Origin of the sequence: Burkholderia sp. S171 (assembly GCF_009766085.1) — a bacterium.
In the GTDB taxonomy this organism is placed as follows: domain Bacteria; phylum Pseudomonadota; class Gammaproteobacteria; order Burkholderiales; family Burkholderiaceae; genus Caballeronia.
Genome location: NZ_LMUF01000017.1, coordinates 89,367 through 113,503, shown reverse-complemented (window position 1 = coordinate 113,503; position 24,137 = coordinate 89,367). Strand labels below are relative to the sequence as shown.

General features: G+C 57.9%; 22 protein-coding genes and 2 pseudogenes. 8 read left to right on the top strand and 16 right to left on the bottom strand.

What is annotated here, in order from left to right:
* Nucleotides 1–31: 31 nt before the first annotated feature.
* Nucleotides 32–217 (bottom strand): hypothetical protein, encoded by a 186-nt coding sequence (locus tag GSQ93_RS10790; RefSeq protein ID WP_158935636.1) that lies wholly within the window; start codon nucleotides 215–217, stop codon nucleotides 32–34.
* 426 nt (nucleotides 218–643) lie between these two features.
* Here GSQ93_RS10790 and GSQ93_RS10785 point away from each other — a divergent pair, with 426 nt between their 5' ends.
* Nucleotides 644–853, top strand: coding sequence for a hypothetical protein (locus GSQ93_RS10785; RefSeq protein WP_158935635.1), 210 nt, complete (start codon nucleotides 644–646; stop codon nucleotides 851–853).
* 211 nt (nucleotides 854–1,064) lie between these two features.
* Here the strand turns inward: GSQ93_RS10785 and GSQ93_RS10780 are convergent, their stop codons facing one another.
* Both GSQ93_RS10780 and GSQ93_RS10775 read right to left on the bottom strand, forming a co-directional pair.
* On the bottom strand, nucleotides 1,065–3,095 hold the full coding sequence (locus GSQ93_RS10780) for an ATP-binding protein (protein ID WP_158935634.1): 2,031 nt from the start codon (nucleotides 3,093–3,095) through the stop codon (nucleotides 1,065–1,067).
* Nucleotides 3,096–3,321: 226 nt separating this feature from the next.
* Nucleotides 3,322–3,537, bottom strand: a pseudogene (locus tag GSQ93_RS10775) (IS6 family transposase); the annotation flags it as partial.
* A gap of 763 nt (nucleotides 3,538–4,300) precedes the next feature.
* On the opposite strand from GSQ93_RS10775, the gene GSQ93_RS10770 reads away from it, so the two are divergent.
* The 4 genes from GSQ93_RS10770 (at nucleotide 4,301) to GSQ93_RS10755 (ending at nucleotide 6,820) form a co-directional block, all read left to right on the top strand.
* A complete protein-coding gene (locus GSQ93_RS10770; RefSeq protein ID WP_158935633.1) occupies nucleotides 4,301–4,495 on the top strand; it encodes an antitoxin in 195 nt (64 codons plus the stop codon).
* 90 nt (nucleotides 4,496–4,585) lie between these two features.
* Entirely contained in the window at nucleotides 4,586–4,756 is a 171-nt protein-coding gene (locus GSQ93_RS38070) for a type II toxin-antitoxin system RelE/ParE family toxin (RefSeq protein WP_367889748.1), read from the top strand.
* Nucleotides 4,757–5,777: 1,021 nt separating this feature from the next.
* Nucleotides 5,778–6,488: a translesion DNA synthesis-associated protein ImuA gene (imuA, locus tag GSQ93_RS10760; protein ID WP_158935632.1), complete on the top strand. Its 711-nt coding sequence runs from the start codon at nucleotides 5,778–5,780 to the stop codon at nucleotides 6,486–6,488.
* Between the two features lie 23 nt (nucleotides 6,489–6,511).
* Nucleotides 6,512–6,820, top strand: coding sequence for a hypothetical protein (locus tag GSQ93_RS10755; RefSeq protein ID WP_158935631.1), 309 nt, complete (start codon nucleotides 6,512–6,514; stop codon nucleotides 6,818–6,820).
* Between the two features lie 163 nt (nucleotides 6,821–6,983).
* Here GSQ93_RS10755 and GSQ93_RS10750 read toward each other — a convergent pair whose 3' ends face one another.
* The gene (locus GSQ93_RS10750; RefSeq protein ID WP_158935630.1) at nucleotides 6,984–7,286 is read right to left on the bottom strand and encodes an H-NS histone family protein; all 303 of its coding nucleotides are present in this window, start codon (nucleotides 7,284–7,286) and stop codon (nucleotides 6,984–6,986) included.
* Between the two features lie 197 nt (nucleotides 7,287–7,483).
* Between GSQ93_RS10750 and GSQ93_RS10745 the strand changes: the two genes are divergently transcribed.
* The gene (locus GSQ93_RS10745; protein ID WP_158935629.1) at nucleotides 7,484–7,885 is read left to right on the top strand and encodes a hypothetical protein; all 402 of its coding nucleotides are present in this window, start codon (nucleotides 7,484–7,486) and stop codon (nucleotides 7,883–7,885) included.
* A 148-nt stretch (nucleotides 7,886–8,033) separates the two neighbouring features.
* Here GSQ93_RS10745 and GSQ93_RS10740 read toward each other — a convergent pair whose 3' ends face one another.
* The 12 genes from GSQ93_RS10740 to GSQ93_RS10685 form a co-directional block, all read right to left on the bottom strand.
* A complete protein-coding gene (locus tag GSQ93_RS10740; protein WP_158935628.1) occupies nucleotides 8,034–8,993 on the bottom strand; it encodes an SOS response-associated peptidase family protein in 960 nt (319 codons plus the stop codon).
* Between the two features lie 292 nt (nucleotides 8,994–9,285).
* Nucleotides 9,286–11,316, bottom strand: coding sequence for a PAS domain-containing sensor histidine kinase (locus tag GSQ93_RS10735; RefSeq protein ID WP_158935627.1), 2,031 nt, complete (start codon nucleotides 11,314–11,316; stop codon nucleotides 9,286–9,288).
* A gap of 5 nt (nucleotides 11,317–11,321) precedes the next feature.
* Complete coding sequence (locus GSQ93_RS10730; RefSeq protein WP_158935626.1) at nucleotides 11,322–11,966, bottom strand: chemotaxis protein CheX; 645 nt, start codon at nucleotides 11,964–11,966, stop codon at nucleotides 11,322–11,324.
* 4 nt (nucleotides 11,967–11,970) lie between these two features.
* Entirely contained in the window at nucleotides 11,971–12,348 is a 378-nt protein-coding gene (locus GSQ93_RS10725; protein ID WP_158935625.1) for a response regulator transcription factor, read from the bottom strand.
* Nucleotides 12,349–12,429: 81 nt separating this feature from the next.
* On the bottom strand, nucleotides 12,430–12,666 hold the full coding sequence (locus tag GSQ93_RS10720; RefSeq protein WP_158935624.1) for a hypothetical protein: 237 nt from the start codon (nucleotides 12,664–12,666) through the stop codon (nucleotides 12,430–12,432).
* On the bottom strand, nucleotides 12,663–14,861 hold the full coding sequence (locus GSQ93_RS10715) for a chemotaxis protein CheA (protein ID WP_158935623.1): 2,199 nt from the start codon (nucleotides 14,859–14,861) through the stop codon (nucleotides 12,663–12,665). Before GSQ93_RS10715 ends, GSQ93_RS10720 begins: the two co-directional genes overlap by 4 nt.
* Nucleotides 14,858–15,244, bottom strand: coding sequence for a response regulator (locus GSQ93_RS10710; protein ID WP_158935622.1), 387 nt, complete (start codon nucleotides 15,242–15,244; stop codon nucleotides 14,858–14,860). Before GSQ93_RS10710 ends, GSQ93_RS10715 begins: the two co-directional genes overlap by 4 nt.
* Nucleotides 15,241–16,089, bottom strand: a complete 849-nt coding sequence (locus tag GSQ93_RS10705; protein ID WP_254073835.1) for a protein-glutamate O-methyltransferase CheR — start codon at nucleotides 16,087–16,089, stop codon at nucleotides 15,241–15,243. Before GSQ93_RS10705 ends, GSQ93_RS10710 begins: the two co-directional genes overlap by 4 nt.
* Nucleotides 16,086–16,649, bottom strand: a complete 564-nt coding sequence (locus GSQ93_RS10700; RefSeq protein ID WP_158935621.1) for a HEAT repeat domain-containing protein — start codon at nucleotides 16,647–16,649, stop codon at nucleotides 16,086–16,088. Before GSQ93_RS10700 ends, GSQ93_RS10705 begins: the two co-directional genes overlap by 4 nt.
* A gap of 43 nt (nucleotides 16,650–16,692) precedes the next feature.
* Nucleotides 16,693–17,793, bottom strand: coding sequence for a chemotaxis-specific protein-glutamate methyltransferase CheB (gene cheB / locus GSQ93_RS10695; protein ID WP_158935620.1), 1,101 nt, complete (start codon nucleotides 17,791–17,793; stop codon nucleotides 16,693–16,695).
* Nucleotides 17,790–19,319: a chemotaxis protein CheW gene (locus tag GSQ93_RS10690; protein ID WP_158935619.1), complete on the bottom strand. Its 1,530-nt coding sequence runs from the start codon at nucleotides 19,317–19,319 to the stop codon at nucleotides 17,790–17,792. Before GSQ93_RS10690 ends, cheB begins: the two co-directional genes overlap by 4 nt.
* Complete coding sequence (locus GSQ93_RS10685) at nucleotides 19,312–21,252, bottom strand: methyl-accepting chemotaxis protein (protein ID WP_158935618.1); 1,941 nt, start codon at nucleotides 21,250–21,252, stop codon at nucleotides 19,312–19,314. Before GSQ93_RS10685 ends, GSQ93_RS10690 begins: the two co-directional genes overlap by 8 nt.
* A gap of 291 nt (nucleotides 21,253–21,543) precedes the next feature.
* Between GSQ93_RS10685 and GSQ93_RS10680 the strand changes: the two genes are divergently transcribed.
* Entirely contained in the window at nucleotides 21,544–22,653 is a 1,110-nt protein-coding gene (locus GSQ93_RS10680) for a PAS domain-containing hybrid sensor histidine kinase/response regulator (RefSeq protein WP_158935617.1), read from the top strand.
* 672 nt (nucleotides 22,654–23,325) lie between these two features.
* Nucleotides 23,326–23,514, top strand: a pseudogene (locus GSQ93_RS10675) (transposase domain-containing protein); the annotation flags it as partial.
* Between the last annotated feature and the right edge of the window lie 623 nt (nucleotides 23,515–24,137).

Here is a 24,137-nt window from a genome sequence, read left to right as displayed (position 1 = left end):
GGCCGTGAGCCACGAAATCACGGTGCTTTCGTTAGTACGTCACAGAAGCCCCACTGCCAGTAAAACTGTGCTGGGTAGGAGCGTCAGACGCATAGTCGCCAACGGCCTGGATGATGTTCAAGATCTGCTGCGGTAATCTGCCGCCGCAGACGGCGGTCATTGCAGTACGATCCATCTCAACGGCTACGGGAAGGTCTTTGATTACAAGCGTGTTCATTTCAATTCTCCGAGGGTAAATTAGTCAGTCAGGAATGTCAGAGCTTGTTTGAGGGTGTCGCACTCCTCGATCAGGATCAATGCAAAGTGCATGCCAAACGGTGGCGCCGCGGTACGCCATCACACAACCGGTTGAAAACATTGGATTTTTAATGTTGACCAGTACGAATTGGTAGACAGACGCGCACGCTGCGGCCGGTGGGTCTGATCCAACTCTCCGTTCGACGCTGTTGGTTAAATCACGACACATGCGGTCCGCCTATGTATCACGTGTTTGTACGATGTCCTCAAGGCTTGGAATCCGATTGAAGCCCGATGACAATCAGTCTGTCGCGGACAGTCTCGCTTTCCTGCTGGACTGCTAAGCGAGGCGTGACTACGGTCTTGACAGGGTAAGATCGCGGAACAGACGAAACACGAGAAGTCAATGAAGGCATTGCACGATCGTCGATACAAAGCGACTTGCAACGAACGCAACGCGTTGGCGGCTGCAATGAATGGACACGGCTTGGTATTTCCTGAAACCAGCTGTACCGTCTCGAAGGGGCAGGCAATCTTTGATCGTGATGGCGTAGAGCTATGGCGCTGCAACGCCGCTTACGCGGAAGTTCATTTCAAGCTTGAACGGATCGATTGACTCAAGGTCTTGCGGAGTCTGTGCTCATGGTACGCGCTGTTGACAGCGAGGGACGACGATGTGCGTTTAAACGCCTGTGCTTGCCGGAAGCTGCGCCGCCAGGTTCCAGGGCAACAGTTCGTCGATACGATTGATTGGGTAATCTGCAATGTGGGTGAGCACGTGGCAACGCGAAGTTTACCAATTTAAACGCGTGTTATGCGCACTACGTTCATGCCGCTCGTAGTGCGTTATCGACAGCACTGAGCAACGCTTCCGGACCGACGGGTTTGCGCAGAATGGTTGCATTGCCGATCTCATCGAGCGCGAGCGTGTCGGCATAGCCGCTTACAAAGATGATCGGTAGCGAGGGCAGTTTCACGCGAGCAAGGCGAGCGACTTCCGCTCCATTCAGGTCGGGCATGATGAAGTCGATGACAGCCAGCACCGGCGTGATCTCGTCAAGCATACGCAATCCGGCTGCACCGCTTTCAGCTTCCGACACTTCGTAGCCTGCACTACGAAACATTTCTGCCAGTGCGACGCGCACGTCTTCGTCGTCGTCGATCACAAGGAGGGGGCCTGTACGCGAAGTTACGGGAACTGACGTTTCTTCTGACTTCGGAACACTTGGAACGGCGGCCGTCCGCGCAGCTGTAAGCGGCAAACGCAAATCGATCGTGGTGCCGCTTCCCAGTGTGCTCCGGATGCGCAGATCGCCGCCGCACTGCTTCACCACACCATAGACCTGTGCGAGGCCGAGGCCCGTCCCCTTACCGCGTTCCTTTGTGGTAAAGAACGGCTCGACCGCCCTATCGACAACCTCGGCAGCCATGCCCATGCCGCTGTCGCTCACGCGGATGGTGGCAAAACTCGAGCCTCTCGTATCGTCGCCTGACACCGGCCCAACCAGCGTGCGAATGCTAAAAGCACCCCCAGCAGGCATTGCATCACGCGCATTAAGCGCAAGATTCAATATGGCGAGATGGAGTTGGTCGGCATCGGCGAGGATCCAAGCACCGGGCGCCAGCAACTCTATATCGATGGCGATTTTTGGGCCCAGCGCATTGCCGAACAGAGCTCGCGCATCCTGCACAACCGCGTCCAGTTCGATCGGCCGAATATCGAGCCGTTGCGTACGCGAAAACGCGAGCAACTGTCCGGTGAGTTTTGTGCCTCGCTGCGTGGCGGCCGCCGCATTGTCAACGAAGGTACGCGCTGGATGCTCCACACCGAGCCGGCTCTGAGTCAGGTGCAGGTTGCCCGAAATCCCCATGAGCAAATTATTGAAATCGTGCGCGATTCCACCTGTCAATTGTCCTACCGCCTCCAGCCGCTGCGCGTCGTACATAGCGGATTCAGCTTTCGCGCGCTCAGCGCTTTCGCGGTTGAGCGCGGCGGCCTGCTCGGCGAGCCGCACCTTCAACTCGTGCGCGGTTTGCTCCTTCAGCCGGTCGGATGATTCCCGTTCAATGTCGAGCGCGTCAAGCGTCCTGCCGTCGTGGAGAATTAGCGCTATGAGCGGGGCAATAGTGATCACGACGAGCAGCGCCATCGCGACGCCCGGTCCGAGCCTACCAACATGGGTGGATTCGAGCAGCAGACCACCTGCGACCGGCGGCAGGAGCGTGAACGCTAGCTGGCGCCGCGTTGCGCCGCCGCCCGGGCGTGAGGAGGCAATTGTTCGCGCCCAGCCGCGGTTTGCTTGCGCAAACACTGTAGCAAGCCCAAGTGCGAAGAGCGCGGCGGCAGTGTGAACCGCCATCGTGTTGAAAAGAAATAGCGCGTATAAGTCGCTCACGCCGTATGCGTAGCCTAGCAGCGCAGTGCTGGATAGCAGCAGCGCGGTACTTGCGAGCACATCGGCGAGAAGGTGCCGTCGCAGTAACCGTTGGTGCTGCGCGAACCCAATGAGGGCAATTGCGATCGCTGTTGCGACGGACGTGTGCCCGCTTTCCCCGAACGGTGTTCCAAAAAAAACGTGTGCCAGGTAAGGACTGAAGGCATCGCGCCCGAGAACCGCATGAGAGGCCAGCGCGGCGATGGCTGCCAGCAGTGCTGCCCAGCAGACTACGAAGGCTGCGCCGCGCGGAACGAAAAACGCCAGGGCGACGCAGCCAATGCCAAGGGCTGTCACAACCGACATGCCCTGCAGCGAGGGCATGACTGTGATGAGTAGGGGGACGTGGGTGACGTAGCCGGTGAAGACCGCTGACACGACCAATAGCACGAGCGCGGCGAGAATCTGCGCCGATCGGGTCATTATGCTCACGTAAATAAGGTTCACCGGCCCTCTGTTGTTATCGCGGAGCTTAAATCGTACCAAAACGGGCAACGCATGCGTGCGAAACGGTTCTGTCGCGATAAGAAAAGTGAGTTGAACAATGGTTGGTATGCTAAGGACTATCTATACCGCTAACGAGTAGAACTGCTCTGTGGGAGTCTGTCCGATGTCGCAGCCTTTTCATCTGCCCCTTGGCGATCATATAGCGGCGGAACGCCTTTTTAAGCAGCGGCAGAAGCTTGATGGCCCATCGGTGAACGGTCGAATGATCGACCGCAATCCCGCGTTCGGCCATCATCTCTTCGAGATTGCGCAAGCTCAGCGGGTAGGCCACGTACCAACGCATGCAGACCAGCATGATCTCGAGCGGATAGTGCAACCGCTTCAGCACCTTGGCTACCGCCGGACTCAGGCCTTTCATAGTCGTTTACATCATGCTGTAAGGTCCCGCAGCTACCAGCCTCCGCTATTGCGACGTAACCCATCTAGCACAGCGCCCATGCCGTCAAGATTATGTCGGCTCGTAAGTTTGCCGTGAACTATCTCGAGCGCTCGTATCAGTCGCCGTTCGGGCAAGACGAAAAAGCCTACTGGCCGACAGGCTATGCGATGTGACAGCGCCTGATCGGGAGTCTGACGTCGCGCTTTTGCGAGGCAGCAGTCCAGCGCAGGAAAACAACGCCGTATCTTCCCCATGGATAGTCCCGGAGCTTCGATAGCCATCGCTGCGGTCGCGATTGGCTCACTGATTTGTTGAGGTGTCAACGAGGCGATAAAGACGATTTTCCTGCGTCCAGAGAGGCAACCTGGAAGAAAATTTCCAAGGTGGGGATGCCAAATCGAGCGCAGAAAGTAAAAGGCCCGACAAAAGCCGGGCCGCAAATCAAGGTGGAAACCCCCGTTACCGCCTTGATAGTATTTCTCTCGTATCTGACCTTTTGCCTCTGAATCGTGGTTTTTATGTATCCGGGCGGTTGTTGTCGGTCAGTGAATCCATGGTATGTGCAAACGGATGATCGCTATGTGGTGCATCGCACACTCCGGTTACTTCCGGTTACAAGTGTCGCCGTCTCGCCACATTTCTTGTGTGGCGTGCGATGGGAGTTTCAGCGGGTATTTGCAGGTCGCGGTGACGCTCCAACTGGGGAGCGCTATCATTAACAGATCAAAAAGAGGTGACTCTCATGGGAAGAATTCCGATCGACCCCGCTCTTACCGAGCACGACACTCTCGAAGAGGCTGAAGCCTACGACGCATGGTTCTGCGCCGAGGTGCAGGCATCAATCGACGAGGTTGGCCCGGACATTCCGCACGATCAAGTCGTCGCGGAGATGCGAGCGCACATCGAAGAACGGCGAAAGGCGCGCAATGCACGTTGACTGGCGCCCGCGCGCTCGACGCAGACTCCAAAGCATATTTGACCATATCGAAGATCAAAGCCGGCAGCGGCCGATTTTGTTTTTGAATCAATCATCGCGGCTGCCGCCGCACTGCCCGATCACCCCTATGTCTACCGGGAGGGTCGAAGGCCAAATACTCGGGAAATGATTGTTCTGCCGAACTACATCGTCGTCTATCGCGTGAAGTTGGACCGGATTCAGATTCTGAACGTGTTGCACGCGCGGCGACGCTACCCCTAGTAAAAAGCCAGATCGCTGCATCGACCGAACTTCACCCAAGAACGCTGTGCCTCGGTGGTCAAGTCGACCCAGACCAAATGCTCGTAGAGCGCATGCCACTCCGCAATTCTTCGACCCATAGCACCCCGCCAACACCGTCAGCCAGGCCGAGCAGCGAGTCTGCCTAGCCGCCAACTATCAACTCCAAATCCTCCCAGAAGACGTAGTTGAGCCGAAGATCCGCGGCTGGCTGCCCGCGATATCGCGGGTAAACTCTGTGTGGTGATCGCACAGGCCTCCTTCCACGACAGCATCACCGTGTCTTCGAGCGTGAAAACCTTGTAGGACATGCGCTTACCTAGCCGCCGGTGTTAGGACAGTTGGAAAGTGGCAGACGGTTAGTTGAGTTTGTTCATGACGAACCTATGCGAGATTGAGCGACACCTCGTCACGTTTTGGTCAAAGCCCACGTGAGCTTTCTTCCTCGGACGGCGTGATGGCGGGACACTTGCCGAACTGGATCGCGCCAATGCATTTCCCGACCAAGCGTCTGGAGCGACGAGACGTTCTTGCGATCGACCGGGTAAAGACACATGGCGCAAGACTTCGACGTGCCGATCCACGGCTCAACGCAGTCGCTTGCATGCGGTTGCCGCCCCTCCTCCATCAATCTGTGGGGGTAGCAGAAGGCACGAAATCTTGCAAACCGGTGCTCGCGCGATATGTCGCATTTTTTGTTGCGATGTCCATACCGCCATTCAGAGTTGCAAATCCGACAGCGCGGCGTCGACAAGGACGAAAAAAAGCCCGCTCAGATGGCGGGCGCAATCCATATCAGTCGAGACATGGAGGAGACAAACTAAGTATAAACCCTAGTTATCGAATTTGCACGCGCCTTTGTTTGATTGTGATGCGGTAAGGCCACATGGGCCTGCAAGCAGGCAACGTGATTTGCTAGCCGCTTCAACGCCGTGCCCGTACCGACTCTCCGCCGCTGCGCATTCCATTGCGCGGAATACTGTACGCATATACAGTGCCTTCCATGAGCGCCTTACCCGAACACCCCGAGTCGATCCACCCAGCGTTGTGGCGCGCGACCCAACTCGCCCGCGTCTACGGGCGCACTGTCGACACCGGTTATCCCGCATTGTCTGCGCAGCGGCTAGGCGCAGGCTGGCCTGTCGGAACACTGATCGAATTGATGTTGCAGCAGGCTGGCATCGGAGAAATGCGCCTACTCAGTCCCGCACTGCCGGCCGTCGTTCAAAGACGCTCCATCGCGCTGGTCGCACCTCAGCAGACTCCCCATGCGTTGGGCTATGCGTACATGGGCGTTCGTCCGAGCAGGCTCATGTGGCTGACCACGCCGAAATCATCCGACGCGCTCTGGAGCGCGGAGCAAATTCTTAGAACAGGCAGTTGCAGCGCTCTCGTGCTGTGGCAGCAACATATCCGCTCGGAGTCGTTGCGAAGGCTGCTGCTCGCCGCTCAGAGCTCAGAGACGCTATTTGTGGTCGTGCGCCCCCTCGCCTGCGCGCAAGACGCGTCGTCCGCGCCGCTTCGTTTGACCGTTCGGCCTGCAGCCGATGGGGTCGCTATTGAGATAATCAAACGAAAGGGCCCCGTCGCGGTGACGCCGATCATCGTGAAGCTCTACCCGTCGCCCAACCTGATCAGTGAGCATCGCCGTGCGCCACCGCGGATTGTGGAGCTGCCCACGCCCGCAGTCGAGCACGTGGCAATCAGTGGATAGCGCGCGCCGTCATGGCTAGACCCTTGCCCGAGTTCGCGCCGCTCAGCCTGCGGGAATTGCGTTCGCTCTGGAAGAAATATCGCGGCAATGAAGATGTCGAACGGCTCGTCCTGGAAGTTCAGTTCAGCCGTGGCGTCATCAATGAGATCGACGGCTATTTCAGAACCATCCATCAGGCATGGCGGGCGGAGAATCTCGGCGAGTTGGTCGCAATCGAAAATCTGCGGCTTCTGTTAATCCACCAGCACGTACGGCAGAACGTCCTAGCGGGGCTCAAGCCCGCGTCCAAAAGAGGTGAGCCGCCGGAGCCTGAACCCGCTCTGGTCGAATGAGGCCGGCGGTAGGGTGACGGTTGGCTGACGCTTAGGTGACGCACATCGCGCTCGTATCTAAAGCCGAGCAACAACAATGACTTACACCGTCTCTCGACTAATCATCCACAGGCCTGCCCACAAAAGTTGGGGATAAGTTTTGAGACCCTCGCCTCGCCACCAACTAATCTGCGATCAGGAATTTTTCTCGGTCCTGGTCCGCCATCCAGCGCGGCGCCTTTCCACGGCCGCTCCACGTGGCGCCCGATTGAGGATCACGATACTTCGCTGCGACCGGACCGGAGTGCTTTTTCGGACCGCGCCGTGAAACCAGGTCTTCCGGTTTGATCTGAAACAGCGCCATTTGCTCGAAGATCCAGTCGATCACGTCACCGCGTTCGACGCTTCGAAGCGCTTCAATTTGTTCGTCCAATGCTGCACGTTGTGCGAGCAGGTCGCGATATCCGGCGTTCAACTTTTCACCCATGTTTTCTCCTATGATGACAATGGCATTCGACCATGGATGATCGCTGTCGTTCCTGCACGGAGAAAACGCTTTCCAACAAGGGAAGTGGGCGCTCGGCTTGGACTAGGACGATTGACGGAAAGCCGTGAGCAGAAATCTGCAATGAACGCCACAGACCAGGCCGTTTTTTGATTTGCAAAGTCGAGACACGACCGTACATGAATACGCACTTGAGTGATCGGTGCCGAACCTCCCTGTACCGAGTGATTTTTGGCAAACCCAACAGCAGCGATGAACGCGTCGTCTTCCTGAGGGCGGGCAGCAGCGATGTGGCATCCAGGCGGGCTACAGCTTTGCTTGCCGCGCTCTACGACATCGATCCGCTAGAAGTTCATCTTTACAACCTGGCCTCGTTCACGGACCTCATCAATTCGGGCGTCAGCGATGACGAAGACATGCGGGTGTTCGAGATCGGCTGGAAGGGGCCGAGCGTCAGCGCGTGGGCCGAGCACCCGCCGTTTCTGACTGACGATACGTCGCTTCTTGGGAAGTGGGCGGAATTGTTTGCAGACATTGCCCGGATGAAGGCGCTTGAGGCCATCAAACGCGCGCGGTCGTGAACACGAGCAGTCGGCGCATTCAGCGAGACGATGTGCTCGTCACCAAAGTTGGCCACCTCACGCTCTACGACATCGACAATGCGACGCTCCGGTTCCGAGATCGACATTCTTTTCACGATCTGAATAACGTACGCAAAGCTCCTTCAGTTCAAGCCGCAAGTCGATACTCATAATAGGGTTGATGACGGTCATCAAGAATGGCGTATTGCGCGTCCAGATCTGCGGGATCGGGGTTCAGCCAGGCACTGATGTTTTCGGGCTTGATAGGAATAATGCACCGGTCGTGGCCGGCTAATGCGATCTCCGCCGGCGGGTCGTCCGTGACAGCGGCAAACGAAAGGAGATCCGGTTCGTCACGACCAGTCCATTTCGACCATAGGCAAGCGATGAGCATATCCTGGGGCGGATTGGGCTTGAACTCGAGGACGACGTTTTCTTCTTTCTCGCCTTCGGCGAGCTCACGACCTTCCATGCGATGCCGTGGCACGTTTTCATAAAAAGCACTGACCAGCATCAAGCCGTGCGTGTAGCCAAACAAGCCCTTCCAGAAACCCTCAAGGTTGTCTCGTCTTGCGTTATAGGTGCCGGGATATTTCACGTCGTAGATTGCGGGCTTACCTGCCGGCCGACATTGATAGCGCATCGGTTTAATGACACGCCGGCCATTCTCCATCACCATGACGGGCGCGTATTGACAGGGGAATATCCGAGAGTCGCGGTCTACCGCTTCCGTTCGCCGCAGGTCGTCCAGCCTGCGCAGCGTTGCCGCGACCTTGCCCGTGGCGATCTGTTTGCTCTCGATGGTAGCCTTTGTGGATTTGGTCTGAAGAACACGTGCCGCGTCCGCGAGCCGCGTGCGCTGTTTGAACAGTTCCTGTTCGAGCTTCGTCGCCTGAGCCGCGTCATACCGCTCGATCCATTGTTTGATTCGATGTTCTTCTTCTGTTGCCGGGTCCACGAAGGCCGCATCCATGCCCTTGGGAACCTTCGCGCCGCTGCCCTCGACGCGCTCCCAGTAGAGCCGTGCGAATTCCCTGATATCCATGTCGGGACCGAACATCTTCACGTACTTGCGGTAGTCCGCCACGATCTGCGCCGAATAACACATAGTGCGACCTTTCCTTTGGAATCGTCATCGCATGATGGAACGACCGGCCGCCTGTTGTCACTCCGAAATCTACCGGATGGCTGGGCGACACCACCCCTTTGGGTGAATTTTTTTGTGGCGAAAAGTTTATCCTCTCGATTCGTAAAGCGGAAAGATATTTCATAACAATACTCTTCCTCTAGCTGCACTCCGAGCGTGCCTGAAGCGGTGTCAGGACGACGGCAAGATTTCGCTATCGAGCTAGCAATCCACCAGAGCGTTAGGCCGCAACCATCGCAGGTAGTTTCACAGACTAGGTTCCAGCTGACAGCATTTCCCTGATCTTCGCTGCCAACTTGTCCACGGTGAAGGGTTTGGCGATGAGTTCCATGTCCTTCTCCAAAAACTGCCCGTCTGCAGCGACTTCGGCGTAACCGGTCATAAAGAGCACCTTCAGTGACGACCGTATTTCGCGCGCAGCATCGACCACTTGCCGGCCGTTGATTTCGGGCAAGCCGATATCAGTCACAAACAAATCGATCTTTTGCGTTGACTGCAATATCTGCAAGGCCGCGCGTCCGTCCGCCGCCTCAAGCACACGGTAACCAAGATCACTCAATACCTCTACAACCAGGAAGCGCACGACTTCTTCGTCTTCGGCCACCAGCACCACTTCATTATTGCCCGTTCCATCCTCGGCAACGGAGGGAGGCTCGCCGAGAACGACAGCCGTGTTGCCATCAAACCGCGGAAGGCTGAGCTCGATGGTCGTCCCGTTGCCCACTTCGCTTTTGATCCGCACTGACCCCTCGGCTTGACGGGCAAAGCCATAGATCATGGAAAGCCCGAGTCCGGTTCCCTTGCCAAGCGGTTTGGTTGTAAAGAACGGATCGAAGGCGCGAGCCTGAACATCCGGAGGCATTCCAACGCCGGTATCATGAATGCGAAGGACGACGTAGTCACCTGCCTGAAGATCTCGTATCAGCGCCTGCGCTGCGTCGAACGATGCATTCACGGTGCAAATCGTCAAGGTGCCCCCATCCGGCATCGCATCACGCGCATTGATCGCGAGATTGAGGATGGCATTTTCGAGTTGATTGGCGTCGCACCGAATCAGCCATAGGTCGTCGGCGCCCGAAATGACCATCTTGACGCCCTCGCCCAGAGATTGGCGCACAAGTTCTTCGATGCTTCCAACCAATGCGTTGACATCGATAGGTCTGGGGTCGATCGGCTGGCGACGCGAAAATGCGAGAAGACGGTGCGTCAGCGTCGAAGCGCGCTCGGCAGATGAAACTGCCCCCTGCAAAAACCGTTCGACTTCGCTGATCCGCCCTTCAGCCACTCGCTTTTGCACCATGTTGAGGGCGCCGACGATGCCCTGCAAAAGATTGTTGAAGTCATGAGCGATTCCACCGGTAAGCTGGCCGATAGCCTCCATCTTCTGGCTTTGACGGAGGGCGTCTTTGACCTCCAGTAGTTGGTTCGTGCGCTCAACGACCCGCTGTTCCAGCGTCGCATTGAGTTCCGCCAGCGCCTTCGCCGAGGCGCGAAAGCGCTCTTCGCTTGCTCGTAAGTCCATTTCCGCAACTCGGCGTTCGCCAGCATCGCGCAGGATGGCAGTGACATGAACGTGGTTGTCGTTCTTCCACCGCGAAGCCGATAGTTCGACGTATCCGTGAGAACCGTCTTTGCGCAGGGCGGTCAATTCCACCGGATGTAGAAGTTGTGCGTGTTCGAGAATGCAGCGCCACGCCGCCTCCCAAAGCTCCTTCGTTTCAAAGAGGCACGCCGCGGGCTGGCCAATCAGCTCACCGTGGTCGTATCCGAATTGAGATTGGGTTGCGTTATTGGCAAGGCGAATGATCCCATCCGCGTCAAGGGTCAGGATGGCATCGGGAGCGTTTTCAACCACCGCGTCATAGCGCGCTTTCTGGCGATCGCGCAGATAGCGCTCGCGCCGCACGGCCATGGTCACATCGACGATATGAATCAGGCATTTTCCGTCTGATCCATCGCGGATCGAAGAGACAGTTATGTCGTGTAGCATTTCGCGGCCGGCCCTGGTCCGCAGCGGCAGGAGTTGGGCGTGGAGCGCATGCGTTAAGAGACCAGAAAGTCCACGCGTGATGGCAGCGGTGATGGCGGCATCAAGACGCCCAAGATTCGAATCCGGAAAAACATCCGCGAGGCACGCGCCATAGACCTCCTCCCGACCTCGTCCGCTCGCCGAACTCATCCAGGCATTCCAGCGAACAATGCGTCGGTCGACATCAACGACAATCATCCCGGCATCGACGGCGTCGAGAATGGGATATTGGAAAGACTTATCCTTTTCGGCCATGAGGTCTAAGTCTGAACGTCGCCCGCCACGCGACGGATATAGGCAGCGAGGAGATCCTTCAAGACTGCTAGAGAGGGCATATCAAGCAGCATCGCGATATGCCCGTCTATATCACGCTCACGGACCGCGAAGTGAATATAGATCAACATCACCGTGTCACCGGACTCTGGCGGGGGGGCTAGTTCGAATAAATCCGCGCTCTGCCCGTGAAGAACCTCTGGCAGCGAGATTTTCAGGCTACGCTCAAGTTCGTTGGCAATCGTCCCAAGGCAGCCATTCAAGATGACGTTGCCAGTTTCGGAAAGTGCTTCCTGTTCCAGTTCGATGATGTCTTCAAAGGACAAGTCGCCGCCGACAACAGCTCGGACGAGTTCGAGGCTTTTTGCTTCCGGGAAGATCAAAAGCGCGCGACCGATGATATCGCCCTCAAAGACTTGATGCACAGCGACAAGATCCTTGGCTTCAGCGCCACCAAGTACATGAATGGCCTCATCCCGCCCAACCAGAGCGACCCTGGGGACCGACAAGACTACTTCCTGGCGGACCATCGTTGCCAAATCGCCGGCAGCTTGGCTGATACCCAGATTGACCAACTCAGTGAGCGCATCGAGTTCCAATTCACTCAGATGGATGGGCGTGGATGCGTTCAAACCGTCAGTCCTTTCCGCGCGTGTCTGCGGCTTTGGTCAAAAAGACCGCAAGCGCAGCTTCGGTGAGCGGCTTGGCGAGAAAGCTGGCCTGCATCGCTTCGGCGCGTGCGATTACTTCTTGCTGCCGGTTGGCCGAAATGAGGGCAATCATCATGCGGGGATGCGAGTCACGAAGTTCAGCGGCGAGATCGAGACCATCAAGGCCCGGCATGTTGAAGTCGAGGAGCGCGATATCGGGGTTGCTGTTTTGGGTAAGGCGAAGGGCCTCCTCGGCGTTACCTGCCTCAAGGCGGGTCCAGTCCGGATGAAGGGCTCTCAGCGACTTGACGACTGACATGCGCGCCAATTTGCTGTCATCGACGATCAGAATGGTGAGGCTCATTGCTGCGGCATTTTCAGGGCTTTCGGTGGACAGAAATAGTACGAATTTTACAACCAAGTCCGCCGTCTGTCATAACTTTCCCTAGCGAGGCAAATGCCCGGCAAGCCGGCGCAAGAAATCATCTCCCGGTGGCCCGACCATATGCGGGCGGGCGACCAGAAGAACCTGGAAAACGGCAGCATGCAGCGTTTCGCAAGTCCGCCAATCGACCGTGGGAACAGGGTCCGCCAGAAGATAGCGGTGAAGAGGTTCAGCATCTTCACTCGGGCACTCGCCGGACAGGACGACTATGCCATTTACAGCGGCTTTGACAGTCATCGACAGAGCTCCGTAAGGTCTAAGATCAAAAGAACGCTTCCATCGCCAAGGAGGGTTGAACCGGCCAGGCCGGGGGTCCCACTCAGAAGACCTTCCAGGGGTTTCAACATGGCGTCGAAGCGCTCGCCTATCACGTCAACCCGGAGGGCGCTGGAAACGCCGTCGACGTTGGCGACGACCAAAATGGCGTCTCGGCGTCGGTCACCCTCGTGCAAGTTGAGGGCCTCTCGCAGATCGATTACCGGAACGGTCTGGTTGCGCAGCACGATCGCTTGCGCTGCGCCCACCCGTGCAATGGCGTCAGGACCCACGCGTAAGGTTTCAACCACGGCATCGAGGGGAATGCCAAATTTCTGCCCCGCGGCGCTCACAACCATAATCCGGGTAAGCATGACACTGAAGGGGAGCGTAAAGCGGACGGCGGTGCCTGCCCCAGGCCTGCTCTCGATGCCGACCGTGCCGCCCATGCGAACAACTTTGGTGCGAACCACGTCCATGCCCACGCCCCGGCCGGAGAGACCGGTCACCGACTGGGCCGTCGAAAAACCCGGCTCAAAGATCAAGGTCGTGACCTGCGCTTCACTCATGGCGGCAAGCGCCTCCGCGGTTACGACGCCCCGGTCAATTGCAACTTGGCGAACTCGCTCTACGTTGATCCCTTGTCCGTCATCGGTGATCTCGACGACAACGTTTTCGCCCTCCCGATAGCCACGAAGCCCAAGCGTCGCAACCGCTGGCTTGCCGAGCGCCAAGCGGGCCGCTTTGTCCTCAATGCCGTGATCTATAGCATTGCGGACCACATGCAAAAGCGGCTCGAAAAGCATCTCGACGATGGCTTTGTCGGCTTCCGTCTCAGAACCTTCCGTCACTAGATTGACAGATTTATCGAGGCCCGCAGCAATCTCGCGCAGCAGGCGAGGAAATCGCTGGAACACATGCCGCAGAGGCAGAACACGTAGGGCGAGGACGCCCTGCTGCAATTCACCGATCAGACGGTCAAGGACGGCGAAGCGTTGCTTTAGTAGCTGCTCCAGTCCCTCGTCGCCGTTCTGGGCCAAAGCCACGACGTGGCCGATTGCGTTCTTGGCGACCGTAAGCTCGGTCGTAAGATCGACCAGGCTGTCCACCCGTCGGGCGTCAATTCGCAAGGCCCGCGCGGTGGTCTCATGCTCAGTCCCGAAAGGTAATGGCGCGCCGGGTTTGGCGGCCTCCTCAAAAAGTATTGCCTCGATCGCGCGAGCGATGGGAGCGGTCTGGCCTTCTGCCAGGCTTTGCGCCGTCGCTTTTTCGATCGAGACGGCCAGGCCGTTGTCACACTGGGCAAGAAACACATTAGCCGCGACCGCGCCTGCGGATGCGACCTTACCGGCAAAGTCATCGCCATCCGTGCTTTCAAGAAGCGTAAGTTGTGCCTCCAACAGGGAGCGGGCGTCGAGTGACAACGAGGAAGCGGGCCTCCGAACGGTCGCTTCTAAGGCTTCAATGTGGCAGCGATCCAAAATGTCGGACAGCGCTTTGTGAATCTCGGTCTCCGACGCGCTCGAAAGGACCACCAAGACAAGATTGCATTGAAACGGATCGAGATCGCACAACTGCGGCCAAGGATGTACTGGGGAGACATCGATGGTCAACAGTCCGGGGAGTCTTGCAATGCGCGCAAGCGGATCCTCTTGGGAAAAGAAACAATCCGCGCTGGGCGTATATCGAAGCGCGCATTGCGCCTCTCGCGCAGCGTCCGGATGTTTCGCTAATATGGTGGCGACCCAGCCGACAGGTTGCTCCACTTCGGGCCGCGGATCGGCGCCAGGACCCATTCCATCTCCGCGTGAGAAACGCGCTACGATGGCAGCCGCTTCCTTGCTCGCGTCTTTGGGAAGGTCACCGCACCTGGCGATCTCGTCTACCCATTGGATAACTTGATCAAGGCAGGCGAGGCAATCGCCGATCAATGTCGTTGAGATCGCTACCGTCCCCTTGCGGGCGTACGAGAGACCATCTTCTGCCCCGTGGACGGCTTCGGCCATCGCGTCAAAGTCGACGATGCCTGCGCCGCCTTTCAAGCTGTGAAATGCGCGAAAGGCGCTGTCCAGCCTTTCGATGTTCAATGGCGATTTTTCGAGCGCCAAAAGATCGGCGGTCGCCTGCTCGACCTGTTCGCGGCATTCGATCACAAACTGTTCGAGGAATTCGTTCATGGGGCCACCCCGCACATCATTGCGGCGAAAGCGAGCAGCCTGTCCGGCTCAATGGGCTTCACCAAGTAGAAATTGGCACCTGCCTCGCGGGCAGCGGCAAAGTCTTGTGGGCCTGCCTCCGTGCTGGCGATGAGGACCGGAATTCCTGCCACAGGAGGTTTCTGTCGTCGCAGCGTCTTGATGAAGGTAATGCCATCCATCTGTGGCATGTTGACATCGACGATGAGCAAGTCCGGGGCTTCAGAAAGAACTTTTTCAAGCGCTTCCAGTCCGTTGAGCGCTTCATCCACGATGAATCCCGCTTTCCTAAGCGTTTCGCGGTAAAAGAGGCGCACAAGCGCCGCATCATCAACCACCATTACGCGCATCCTCTTATCGCTCATGCGGGTCCTTCCGTGGCTTTTTGATAAACGATCGCGTCGGTAAAACGCCGCACTGAAAACAAGGGGCTAATGCGACTCATCGACTCCGTATGCCCCAGGCAGATAAATCCGCCCGGCATCAAATTTTCGTAAAGGTTTTCCGCGGCGACGCGGCGCGAGGCATCGTCAAAATAGATTAGGACGTTGCGGCAAAAGATGATATCGAAGCGTCCATGTCGCCGGGTCTCAACAGGGTCGACAAGATTGACCGGTGTGAAGAGGACCGATTGGCGCAATTCTTCGATGATCTTCCAGATCTCCGCTCCTTGCGGTTCGAAATACCGCCGGACGAGGTCGTCCGTGAGGCGCATCAAGGCGCGCTTGCCGAAAACCCCGGCGTGAGCCTTCTCCATCACCGTCGTGTCGATATCAGAGCCGACGATTTCGATGTCGTATTGATCGACCAACCGCCAGTTTTCCAGCAGCCAGATGGCAATCGAAAAGGGCTCTTCGCCGGTCGAGCAAGGCACCGACCAGATGCGAATGGTTTCTCCCCTAGCCTTATGCTTCAAACGATCGGCTAGAAGATCGTTGGTCATACAGCGGAGCTGGTGGTCTTCTCGATAAAAGTAGGTTTCATTGACGGTGACTGCATTGATGAGACGCTCTATCTCGCGGTCTACATCGGTACGCAGGCGTGCGAAATAACTCGCAAATGATCCGGAGCCCGCGATCGACATGCGTTCCACGAGCCGGCGTTCAATGTAGTAGCGCTTGGCCTCAGTGAAGACCATCCCTGTACGCCGGTAGATGAATTCGCAAAGCCTGCGAAATTCCTCCTCGGTGATCGCGGTGAACTCGCTCACGCCAGTCCGGCAGTTTGCGATCGGATACGGTCGCCGGTGACCTTGATCGAGAACTCGAGAAAACGCATGCCTTGGAAACGCGCGGCACACCGTTCGAGAGCGGGGAGAGCCTCGGCGGTGCCAACCTCGGCCAGGACCTCGATGGCCGAGGCGCAGACATTGGCCTCGCTCTCGCGCTCGATCAGGCCGCAGAGAAGTGCTGTCGCTTTTTCTCCGGGAAGCGTTCGCACAATCTCACAAGCCAGCAAGCGGACATCGGCGTCGGGGTCGGCCAGCAATTGCGGCAGATAAGGCCATGCTGCCTGCTGCATCGCCCGCAATGCATCGATGGCACCAGTCCTCCAGGCTGCGATCTCGGCGCGCATCAAAGGCAGGACCGCCTCAACCGCGTCCGGGCTGGCCATGCGGGTGAGGCTGGTAAGGATCGCCTCGCGGACACGAACGTCGGGCTCAAGACGTAGCGCGGCCCCCAGGGCCTTCGCCCCCCCGGCCACACCGGCGGCGGCGCGGGCTGCAACCCACCGTTCCTCGGCGTCCCCCTCGAAGAGGGAGCGCAGCACACCGTCCTTACCGGAAAGTAACGGAATTGGAGAAGTAGTTGATTTACGGATTAGCGGCATGGATAGGAACAAGGGACATCAAGCGATCGGCGATCCCTGCCAAGGGTTCGACCCATTCGGCACCGCCGCGTTTCACCAATTCACCGGGCATGCCCCAGATCACGGCGGTTTCTTCGGCCTCGGCGATCGTCGCACCGCCCAATGCGCGCAGCTCGACCATGGCTGCCGCGCCGTCATCGCCCATACCGGTCATCAGGATACCTATAAGCTGGCGGGGGGCGATATGCTCCGCGGCCGACCGCACGAGCCGGTTGGTGCTGGGGTGCCAAGGGTAGCCCGCCTCGGCGGGCATAGCCATGGCGAACAACGCCCCGGCGCGGCGGGTCACAATGACGTCGGCATCACCGCGCCCGATATATGCCGTTCCAGGTTTCAGCGCGGTCGGACTTCGGACTTCCTGAACACGGATATTGCAAATGCCATCCAGGCGGCGCGCCAAAGCACCGGTAAAGCTTGCCGGCATATGCTGGGCGATTACGATAGGCCAAGGAAACCCTGCGGGAAGCGTGGTCAACAGAGCTTCGAGCGCGGGCGGGCCGCCGGTCGAGGTTCCCACTACCACTAGCCGTTCACCGGCCTCGGGCGCGAGCGGCGGTGCCTGATCTTTGAGCCTTGGGACGCGAGGCGCCGTCGTGCTCGAGATGCTAGCGCGGTGTCGAATGCGCTCTCGTAGGCGCGCGCTCGCTCTGACCTTAACCGTTGCGGCCGCGCGCACCTTTTCTAGGAGAACGGGGGCAAACTCTGCCATGCGCATGGAGACTGCCCCGCCCGGCTTGGTCACGAAGTCGACGGCCCCAAGGCGTAGAGCGTCAAGTGTCGCTTCGGCTCCCTCCGCCGTCAGGGACGAGACCATGACGACGGGCGTGGGTTTTTCCAGCATGATCCGGTCAAGGCAGTCCAGTCCGTTCATCCCAGGCATCTGGACATCAAGCGTGATGACATTCGGCTTAAAGACCTTCAGTTGCTCCAGCGCTTCCAAGCCATTCGGCGCAAACTGAACTTCGAATTCGGGGTCATTCCCGAAGACGCCGCCAAAGAGCTTTCGCACCAGAGCGGAGTCATCGACAATTAGAACTTTAATCACTCAACAATCCGCCCTTGAACAGCTTGGAATTTATCCAGTATGCCGCGCTCAACGCGGGTCAGCAACTCAGGCGGCGAAAGCAGAAGAACAATGCGGCCCGATGCATTGAGGTTGATTACGCCGCTAACTAGCCGAGCGATGTCATCGGTCAAGTCCGGTGCCCCTTCAATCGCCGCTTTGCTGGTCCGCAGAACGTCGGAGACGCCATCCACGACGAGGCCGGCACGGTGCCGTTCGGTATGGACCACGATAAGGCGTCGCCCCTTCACTCCGGTTGAAAGGGGCATATCGAAGCGGCGGCGAAGATCTATCACAGGCAGCACCGCACCGCGAAGATTGACCACGCCTTCCAGAAAATTCGGCGTTTTTGGAACGCGAGTGATTTGCGCAGGGAGGGCCGCAATCTCTTCGACCGCATCGATAGGCAGGGCAAATTCGTCCCCGCCCAGTTGAAAGATCAAGAAATTCTCTTTGTCTTCCCCGGCAGGCGCTTGTGCAGTCAATTGCACTTCGCCTCGCTCATGATGTGCGCGCAAGCGTTGCATTACGTCCTCCCGAAACAACTGCTCCGGCGCCAGGATCGAAACCAACCGCTTCCCAGCATCGCCGCGATAGATCGCCCTTATCCTGGATTCTCCGCCCGCACGGGAGGCAAGAACGCCCGGAATCGGATCGACAAGATGGGTTTCAGCCGCCACGATCGCCCGCGTCGCGTCAGCGACTAACCCCACCTGCGCCCCATTGACATTCAAGACCACGACCTTTTCGCGGCTATCGGCTTGCGTCGCAGTCGGAAAACCAAGCAGACCGCGCAAGGACAGAAGTGGCAGCAAGGTGCCGCGCAGAGCCGTCACCCCGAGGACCAACGTTTCAGCTTTAGGGATTGCGATGCGGGTTTTGGGAGCGGGGATGACTTCTTGAACGTCGGTGAGATCAAAGGCAAATTCCTGACCAGCGACGTCAAAGGTGAGCAACATTTCATGCGCAGTTTTCCTTTCCTCGACCACTGCGACTGCCCTGGCCATCATGGTACGCGCGGGTTGTTGCGTAGCGCGTCTACGTTTTACGAACGCGGCATCTAGGAGGCCTTTGATGTCAAGGATTTTCACGGCTTCGCCTTCAGCGCCGGTCAGAAATGATCCTTTCAGTTTCTCACCGATTTCCATGCCCAGTTCGGATTGATGGGTTTCAATCCGTTCGGGCGTAATCCCGACTAGGTTGTCCACCGCGTCGACGACAAGGGCTACATTGCTCCCGATATTGAGAACGACGGCGCGCGTGCTGGCACGCGCTTGCGTCTCCTCAATGCCCAGCAGCCCGCGCAAACTGACGACCGGCAGGACGGCCCCGCCCAAATTGGTGATGCCAAGAAGCGCAGGGGGGCTTTGCGGAACCCGGGACATCGGCGGAACGCGGATGATCTCCGCGACTTCATGCGCCGGCAGCGCATAGCGCCGCCCGTCAATCCTGAAGGTCAAAAATTGAAGGGTCGATGTCGCTCCCGCGTCTTCGATAATTTCAGGCATTTTGCAGCTTCAGTTCATCGGCAAGCGAGGCAATCTCTTCTACGGCGGCAGCGAGATCCTCGGCCCCTTGCGATTGTTCGGCGGCAGCGCTCGCCGCTTCACGGGAGGCAGCACTTGCTTCCTCTGCTGCGCTTGCGACCTGCCGCGCCCCGGCAGCGGCTTCCACGGTGGCCGTCAATATGGTGTCGGCACCTTCGACAATAAGCTCGCTCCCGGCGCCCAACGCCTCGATCTCGTGAGAGATTTTTGCGAGCGACAATGAAACGGCCAAGTTGTTTTGTACTTCGAGCTCAGCAGAGACAATGATCTGATCAAGCTCGCGCTCCAGCAGCGCAACCTGATCAAGGATGTCCCGCACGGTATCCTTGGCGCGGTCAATATTTTCCGAGGCTTCGCCTGCGAGATTGCGGATATCGGTCGAGACCACGGCGAAACCGCGTCCCGCATCTCCGCCGCGTGCCGCTTCGACCAGGCCGCTGACCGCCAGCATGCCGGTCTGCAGCGTGGTCATCGAAATGGCATTAACGGTCTTTTCGATCTTCCGCCCTACCGTGCCAAGGCGGCCAACGGTCTTGACGCTGTTTTGGGTCTCCTGCAAGGCGATCTTGACGCCGTCGATCAGGCCTTTGATGGCCTCGCTGCTCTGCGCAAGCCCTGCCTCGAGCGCCTTCACCCTCTCGCGCGCTACCCGCCCGTTTTCCTGCGAGAGCTGCGCGCTCTTTTCGATCTGCGCGAGGGCGGCGGAAGTTTGCTGCGTGGCCGAGGCCTGCAATTGGCAGGCGCGGTTGATTTCCTCGATCGCGGCCATGAGTTCAGTGGCGGTGCTGGACAGTTCCTGGATCATTGCCGAAAGTTCTTCGGCCGAGGAACTGATCTGCTCAGCGGTTGAGGCGCCACCTGTCCCATCTCGGAGGTCTTCGGAAAGGGTTGCCAAGGCGCGGGCTGCTATTTGTGATTGTTCCAGTGACTTGTGCTGCTCCTGGACCACTGCCTGCGCTTCGGCTGCGCCGGAGGACTGCTCTTCGGCGGCGCTAGCGATCTCCTCCGTACCCTTCTCGGCCTCAAGCGCGGCGCTTTCGGCTTCTATCGCGGCCGCAAAAACGGCACGACTGTCCTCGCCGATGCGAATCATGTCGCTTCTTCTGCTCGCCAGATTCTCGATCACTTTGGTCGCAGCCTTGGCCTGGACGGTGGCGTTTTCCGAAGCCGACTTTAGCGCAATGACGACGGCACCCACATCGGCCTGGATAGCCTCTGAGAGCTGCTGAACCGCCTGTGCGCTTTTATCCGAAGTCTCCGCCAAGGTGCGCACCTCCTCTGCCACCACGGCAAAACCGCGCCCCTGTTCGCCGGCACGCGCCGCTTCGATAGCGGCATTCAGTGCATGGATATTGGTCTGATCGGCGATATCGCTTACGGTTTGCGTTAGCGTCCCAATCTCCTTGGCGCGACGTTCAAGTTCGCTAATGATGGCGACGGCCGCAAGCTGGCGCTCGGCGTTTCGTTCGATCGAGCGAATAGACGAAGCGATCTGCGCGCTAGTCTCAACAAGCGTGGTCAAGACAGTTTCAGCACGACGTCCAGACGCATCGGCTTCTGCTTTCGCGGTCGCGAGAGACGCAACGATGCGTTTCATTCCGGCCGATTGCTGTTGGGACGCGCCTGCGGCTTCTTCGGCCCCAGCGGCGATTTGCTCCATTGAACGGCCTAGTTCTTTGGTTGCCGCGGACGCCTGCATGAGCCCGGAAGCCAACTCCTCAGTTGCTGCGGCAACCCGCTCGGATATCGTCTGTTCGCGGACAGGGACAGCGAGCGTCTTCTTGGCCGGGGCGGAGGCAGCGCGCGTTTTCTTGGCCGGGGCGGGGGTGGACTGCGCCGGGGTTGATAATTTTCCGGCAGGAGCAGCAATTTTCGATTTCTTTACGAGTGTCATAACTCCCTCAGTATTAGGCTTTCCGCTCTCCACCCATCGGGGCCGGGTATATCTCGAAGTAGAGCGTCAGCCCGTGGCCCCAGCGAGCACGGCATTGTATATCCCGACCTCTAAATCGGGTGATATTGGCAGTCTGATGCCGCCTTAAGACCAAGGTCGTTTTTTCGCAGGCGCCGGAATGCCGAAAGCCTTCGGACCATATGGCCTTTTGGTATGCTCCGCCAGAGCGCTTGATGTAGGAGCGTCGGTTACCGGCTTCTTGCGTGCGAGAGCAATTTGAAACAGGGACAGATGAGCTTGGTGAATTTACCTCAGAGCGTTGCTTGGCATTCCCGGGAATTGCTAATCCAGACGGACCTAGCCCACCAGATATTGGACGTCAATTTCGGGTGCGCGCATGTCCTCGGCTGGTCGCTGCCCGAATTCCGCGAAAATTCTTTTTTTAGCCTTGCTCATCCTGATGATCGTGCATTGACTCTAGCCGCGGTGGCGGCCATCGACAAAGGCGGCGAAGCACTTGCCTTTACCAATAGGTGCATGCGCAAGGGCGATGAGGCCGCCTGGGTGTCATGGCAAGCCGTTACCGTCGATACGTCCGTCTTCTTTATAGGTCGCGACGTAAGCGCTGAAAAGCGTGCGAACGCGGCATTAGAAAAATCGGAAGAGGCGTTGTTTCAACTTGACCGCATAGCGACCATGGGACACTTGGCTAATGGAATCTCTCACGACTTCAACAATCAACTGCAAAGTGTCGTCGCTTCGCTGGAACTGATTCGCCGCATGTTATCGAAGAATCGCGGGCCTGAGGCGGAACGCTTCATCGCTAACGCCATCACTGCCGCGCAGCGTGCGGCGACTCTCAATCATCAAGTGCGCAAATTGCTGCGCCCTCAATCGTCTGAACCGCAGGTGTTGGCGGTCAACCAAATGCTCGTCGGGGTGGAGGAAATGCTGCACGGCGCGCTCCCCCCGAAAATAAAAGTAGATCTGGTGCTCGCTCCCGACCTGTGGGAAGCCTATTGCGATCGAGTGCAGGCGGAGACAGCCGTTTTGAATTTGCTCTTGAACGCCTATGAGGCTACGGCTGGAGGCGGCACGATAACAATCCAAAGCAATAATGTCGAAGTGAGCGCTTCGACGTTCGGACCGCCGACCTCGCTGCCACAGGGACCATACGTCACCATCGCGGTAAAAGACTTAGGCGCAGGAATGCCAGTAGAAATTAAAGATCGCGCGTTCGATACTTTTTTCACAACTAAACCGAACGGACTGGGAATGGGCCTAGGCCTATCCGTAGTGCAGCGCTTTGCCCAACAGACCGGGGGGCACGCGTTCATTCAGAGCGAGCCGGGCCAGGGAACCGCAGTGACCGTCTATCTGCCTCGTTTCGTGCAGCGCTGATCCGCTCGTCAGCCACGCCAGCAGGCAAATGGGAAAACGGGCGCGTCAGCTTCAGTTTGTTTTCGCCTTCAAATCTGCACCGCACTCACGCGTAATATCCATGCAAGGAAGAAACGTTACCTCACGAAAGCTGACTTGCTCCACAAGTCAAGCAGCGTTGCGTATCGATGCCCGCAGGCCTGGCTATAGAGAGTATCAAGGGCGCTTTTAGACGACTCTGCAGATAATCACGACCTTGTTGCATGGACTGCGATCATTTGGCTTCACTGATCGCGCTTCTCGCTGGCTGACCGACGCCAGACAGCTCGCAGCCGAGATTCAGCCGTTGCGAGTGGTGCTTAGCATGTCAAGTAGCAGTCGTCAATTAACTTGCCGGAAGAAATCGAAGACGAGCGGTCCGAAGTGGTGTTCGAAGCGGCTGGCGTGATGCCTGCCCTCAGACAGGCACTGAAGCACATCCGTAAAACCGGCGCTGGTTCAGGTGGGCGTGCATCACGTCGAGGCGACCGTGGATGTCAATCCCTTCACGATCTACGAACATGAATTGCGCTTCATCGGCTCCCACTCGCTTGCCAACTAGTTTCCCGAAGCGGTCGACCTGATGTACGACGTGGCGCAGCAAGCAGGCAGCTGATCGGCCAAAAGAATAGAGGTGTCCCTTCGTTGTTTTGTTCGTGCAAGCTTGGTGACATTGAACCAGAGGCCTACCTGCGCCACGTGTTCACCCACATTGCAGAACACCCAATAAGTCGTACCGACGAACTATTGCCGTGGAACTTGTTGGGCGCAGCTTCCGACAAGCACAGGCGGTTAAACGCACTGCGCCGTTCACCGCTGTCAACGGAGCTGATCCGTCGGTAGCAGTTGGCGAAAAAAGGAATTGGCGGTACAGCTAAATGCTCCCGCGCCGTCGAAACGGCGAAATCCATTGCGTTCGAGCCACGACGCGAACCGCTCGTTGAAGACCGATTCAAGCTCGATCCGATCAAACGGAAAACTTGAATCTGTGGTCATCGCGCCTATCAACAGTCCGAAAAACCCACCACCACGATAGTCCCGGCCGACTTCAACATTAGCAATGCACAGCCCATGGCCGCCTCGAAGTCGAACACCAAGTGTTCGACTTCTGCAATAGAGAGTGACGACCTTGCCTCGGTACCATCGCGAAAGCCCTGTGCCCCGCGTCGCCGAGACGCGATCGAACGCCCTCAGCCATCGTAAAATTCGAGCTATCTCTGTCACGAATTCGGACTGGATGGTTGAGAAATCGACCGGGATCGTTTGTCTATCTGCTGACACTTGGCTAGGAAACTATGTATGGCTATCCATTATGCCAGTGGAGTGTTGGGCCGACGCGTCTATCAAATCGCACAAATGTGGATCACAAAGGACCTGTTCGCATGACCCTCCGACGCCATCCCTAGGACCGAGGCAATTGTGTCTGCCGTCCTCCCCATGTCAAGACGGTATAGACACCCTTCCAT

Bases quoted from the DNA above. Each gene is read 5' to 3' on its own strand.
- GSQ93_RS10790 (WP_158935636.1), bottom strand. From the start codon at position 217: ATGAACACGCTTGTAATCAAAGACCTTCCCGTAGCCGTTGAGATGGAT.
- GSQ93_RS10785 (WP_158935635.1), top strand. From the start codon at position 644: ATGAAGGCATTGCACGATCGTCGATACAAAGCGACTTGCAACGAACGC.
- GSQ93_RS10780 (WP_158935634.1), bottom strand. From the start codon at position 3,095: ATGACCCGATCGGCGCAGATTCTCGCCGCGCTCGTGCTATTGGTCGTG.
- GSQ93_RS10770 (WP_158935633.1), top strand. From the start codon at position 4,301: ATGGGAAGAATTCCGATCGACCCCGCTCTTACCGAGCACGACACTCTC.
- imuA (WP_158935632.1), top strand. From the start codon at position 5,778: ATGAGCGCCTTACCCGAACACCCCGAGTCGATCCACCCAGCGTTGTGG.
- GSQ93_RS10750 (WP_158935630.1), bottom strand. From the start codon at position 7,286: ATGGGTGAAAAGTTGAACGCCGGATATCGCGACCTGCTCGCACAACGT.
- GSQ93_RS10745 (WP_158935629.1), top strand. From the start codon at position 7,484: ATGAATACGCACTTGAGTGATCGGTGCCGAACCTCCCTGTACCGAGTG.
- GSQ93_RS10740 (WP_158935628.1), bottom strand. From the start codon at position 8,993: ATGTGTTATTCGGCGCAGATCGTGGCGGACTACCGCAAGTACGTGAAG.
- GSQ93_RS10735 (WP_158935627.1), bottom strand. From the start codon at position 11,316: ATGGCCGAAAAGGATAAGTCTTTCCAATATCCCATTCTCGACGCCGTC.
- GSQ93_RS10725 (WP_158935625.1), bottom strand. From the start codon at position 12,348: ATGAGCCTCACCATTCTGATCGTCGATGACAGCAAATTGGCGCGCATG.
- GSQ93_RS10720 (WP_158935624.1), bottom strand. From the start codon at position 12,666: ATGACTGTCAAAGCCGCTGTAAATGGCATAGTCGTCCTGTCCGGCGAG.
- GSQ93_RS10715 (WP_158935623.1), bottom strand. From the start codon at position 14,861: ATGAACGAATTCCTCGAACAGTTTGTGATCGAATGCCGCGAACAGGTC.
- GSQ93_RS10710 (WP_158935622.1), bottom strand. From the start codon at position 15,244: ATGAGCGATAAGAGGATGCGCGTAATGGTGGTTGATGATGCGGCGCTT.
- GSQ93_RS10690 (WP_158935619.1), bottom strand. From the start codon at position 19,319: ATGCCTGAAATTATCGAAGACGCGGGAGCGACATCGACCCTTCAATTT.
- GSQ93_RS10685 (WP_158935618.1), bottom strand. From the start codon at position 21,252: ATGACACTCGTAAAGAAATCGAAAATTGCTGCTCCTGCCGGAAAATTA.
- GSQ93_RS10680 (WP_158935617.1), top strand. From the start codon at position 21,544: ATGAGCTTGGTGAATTTACCTCAGAGCGTTGCTTGGCATTCCCGGGAA.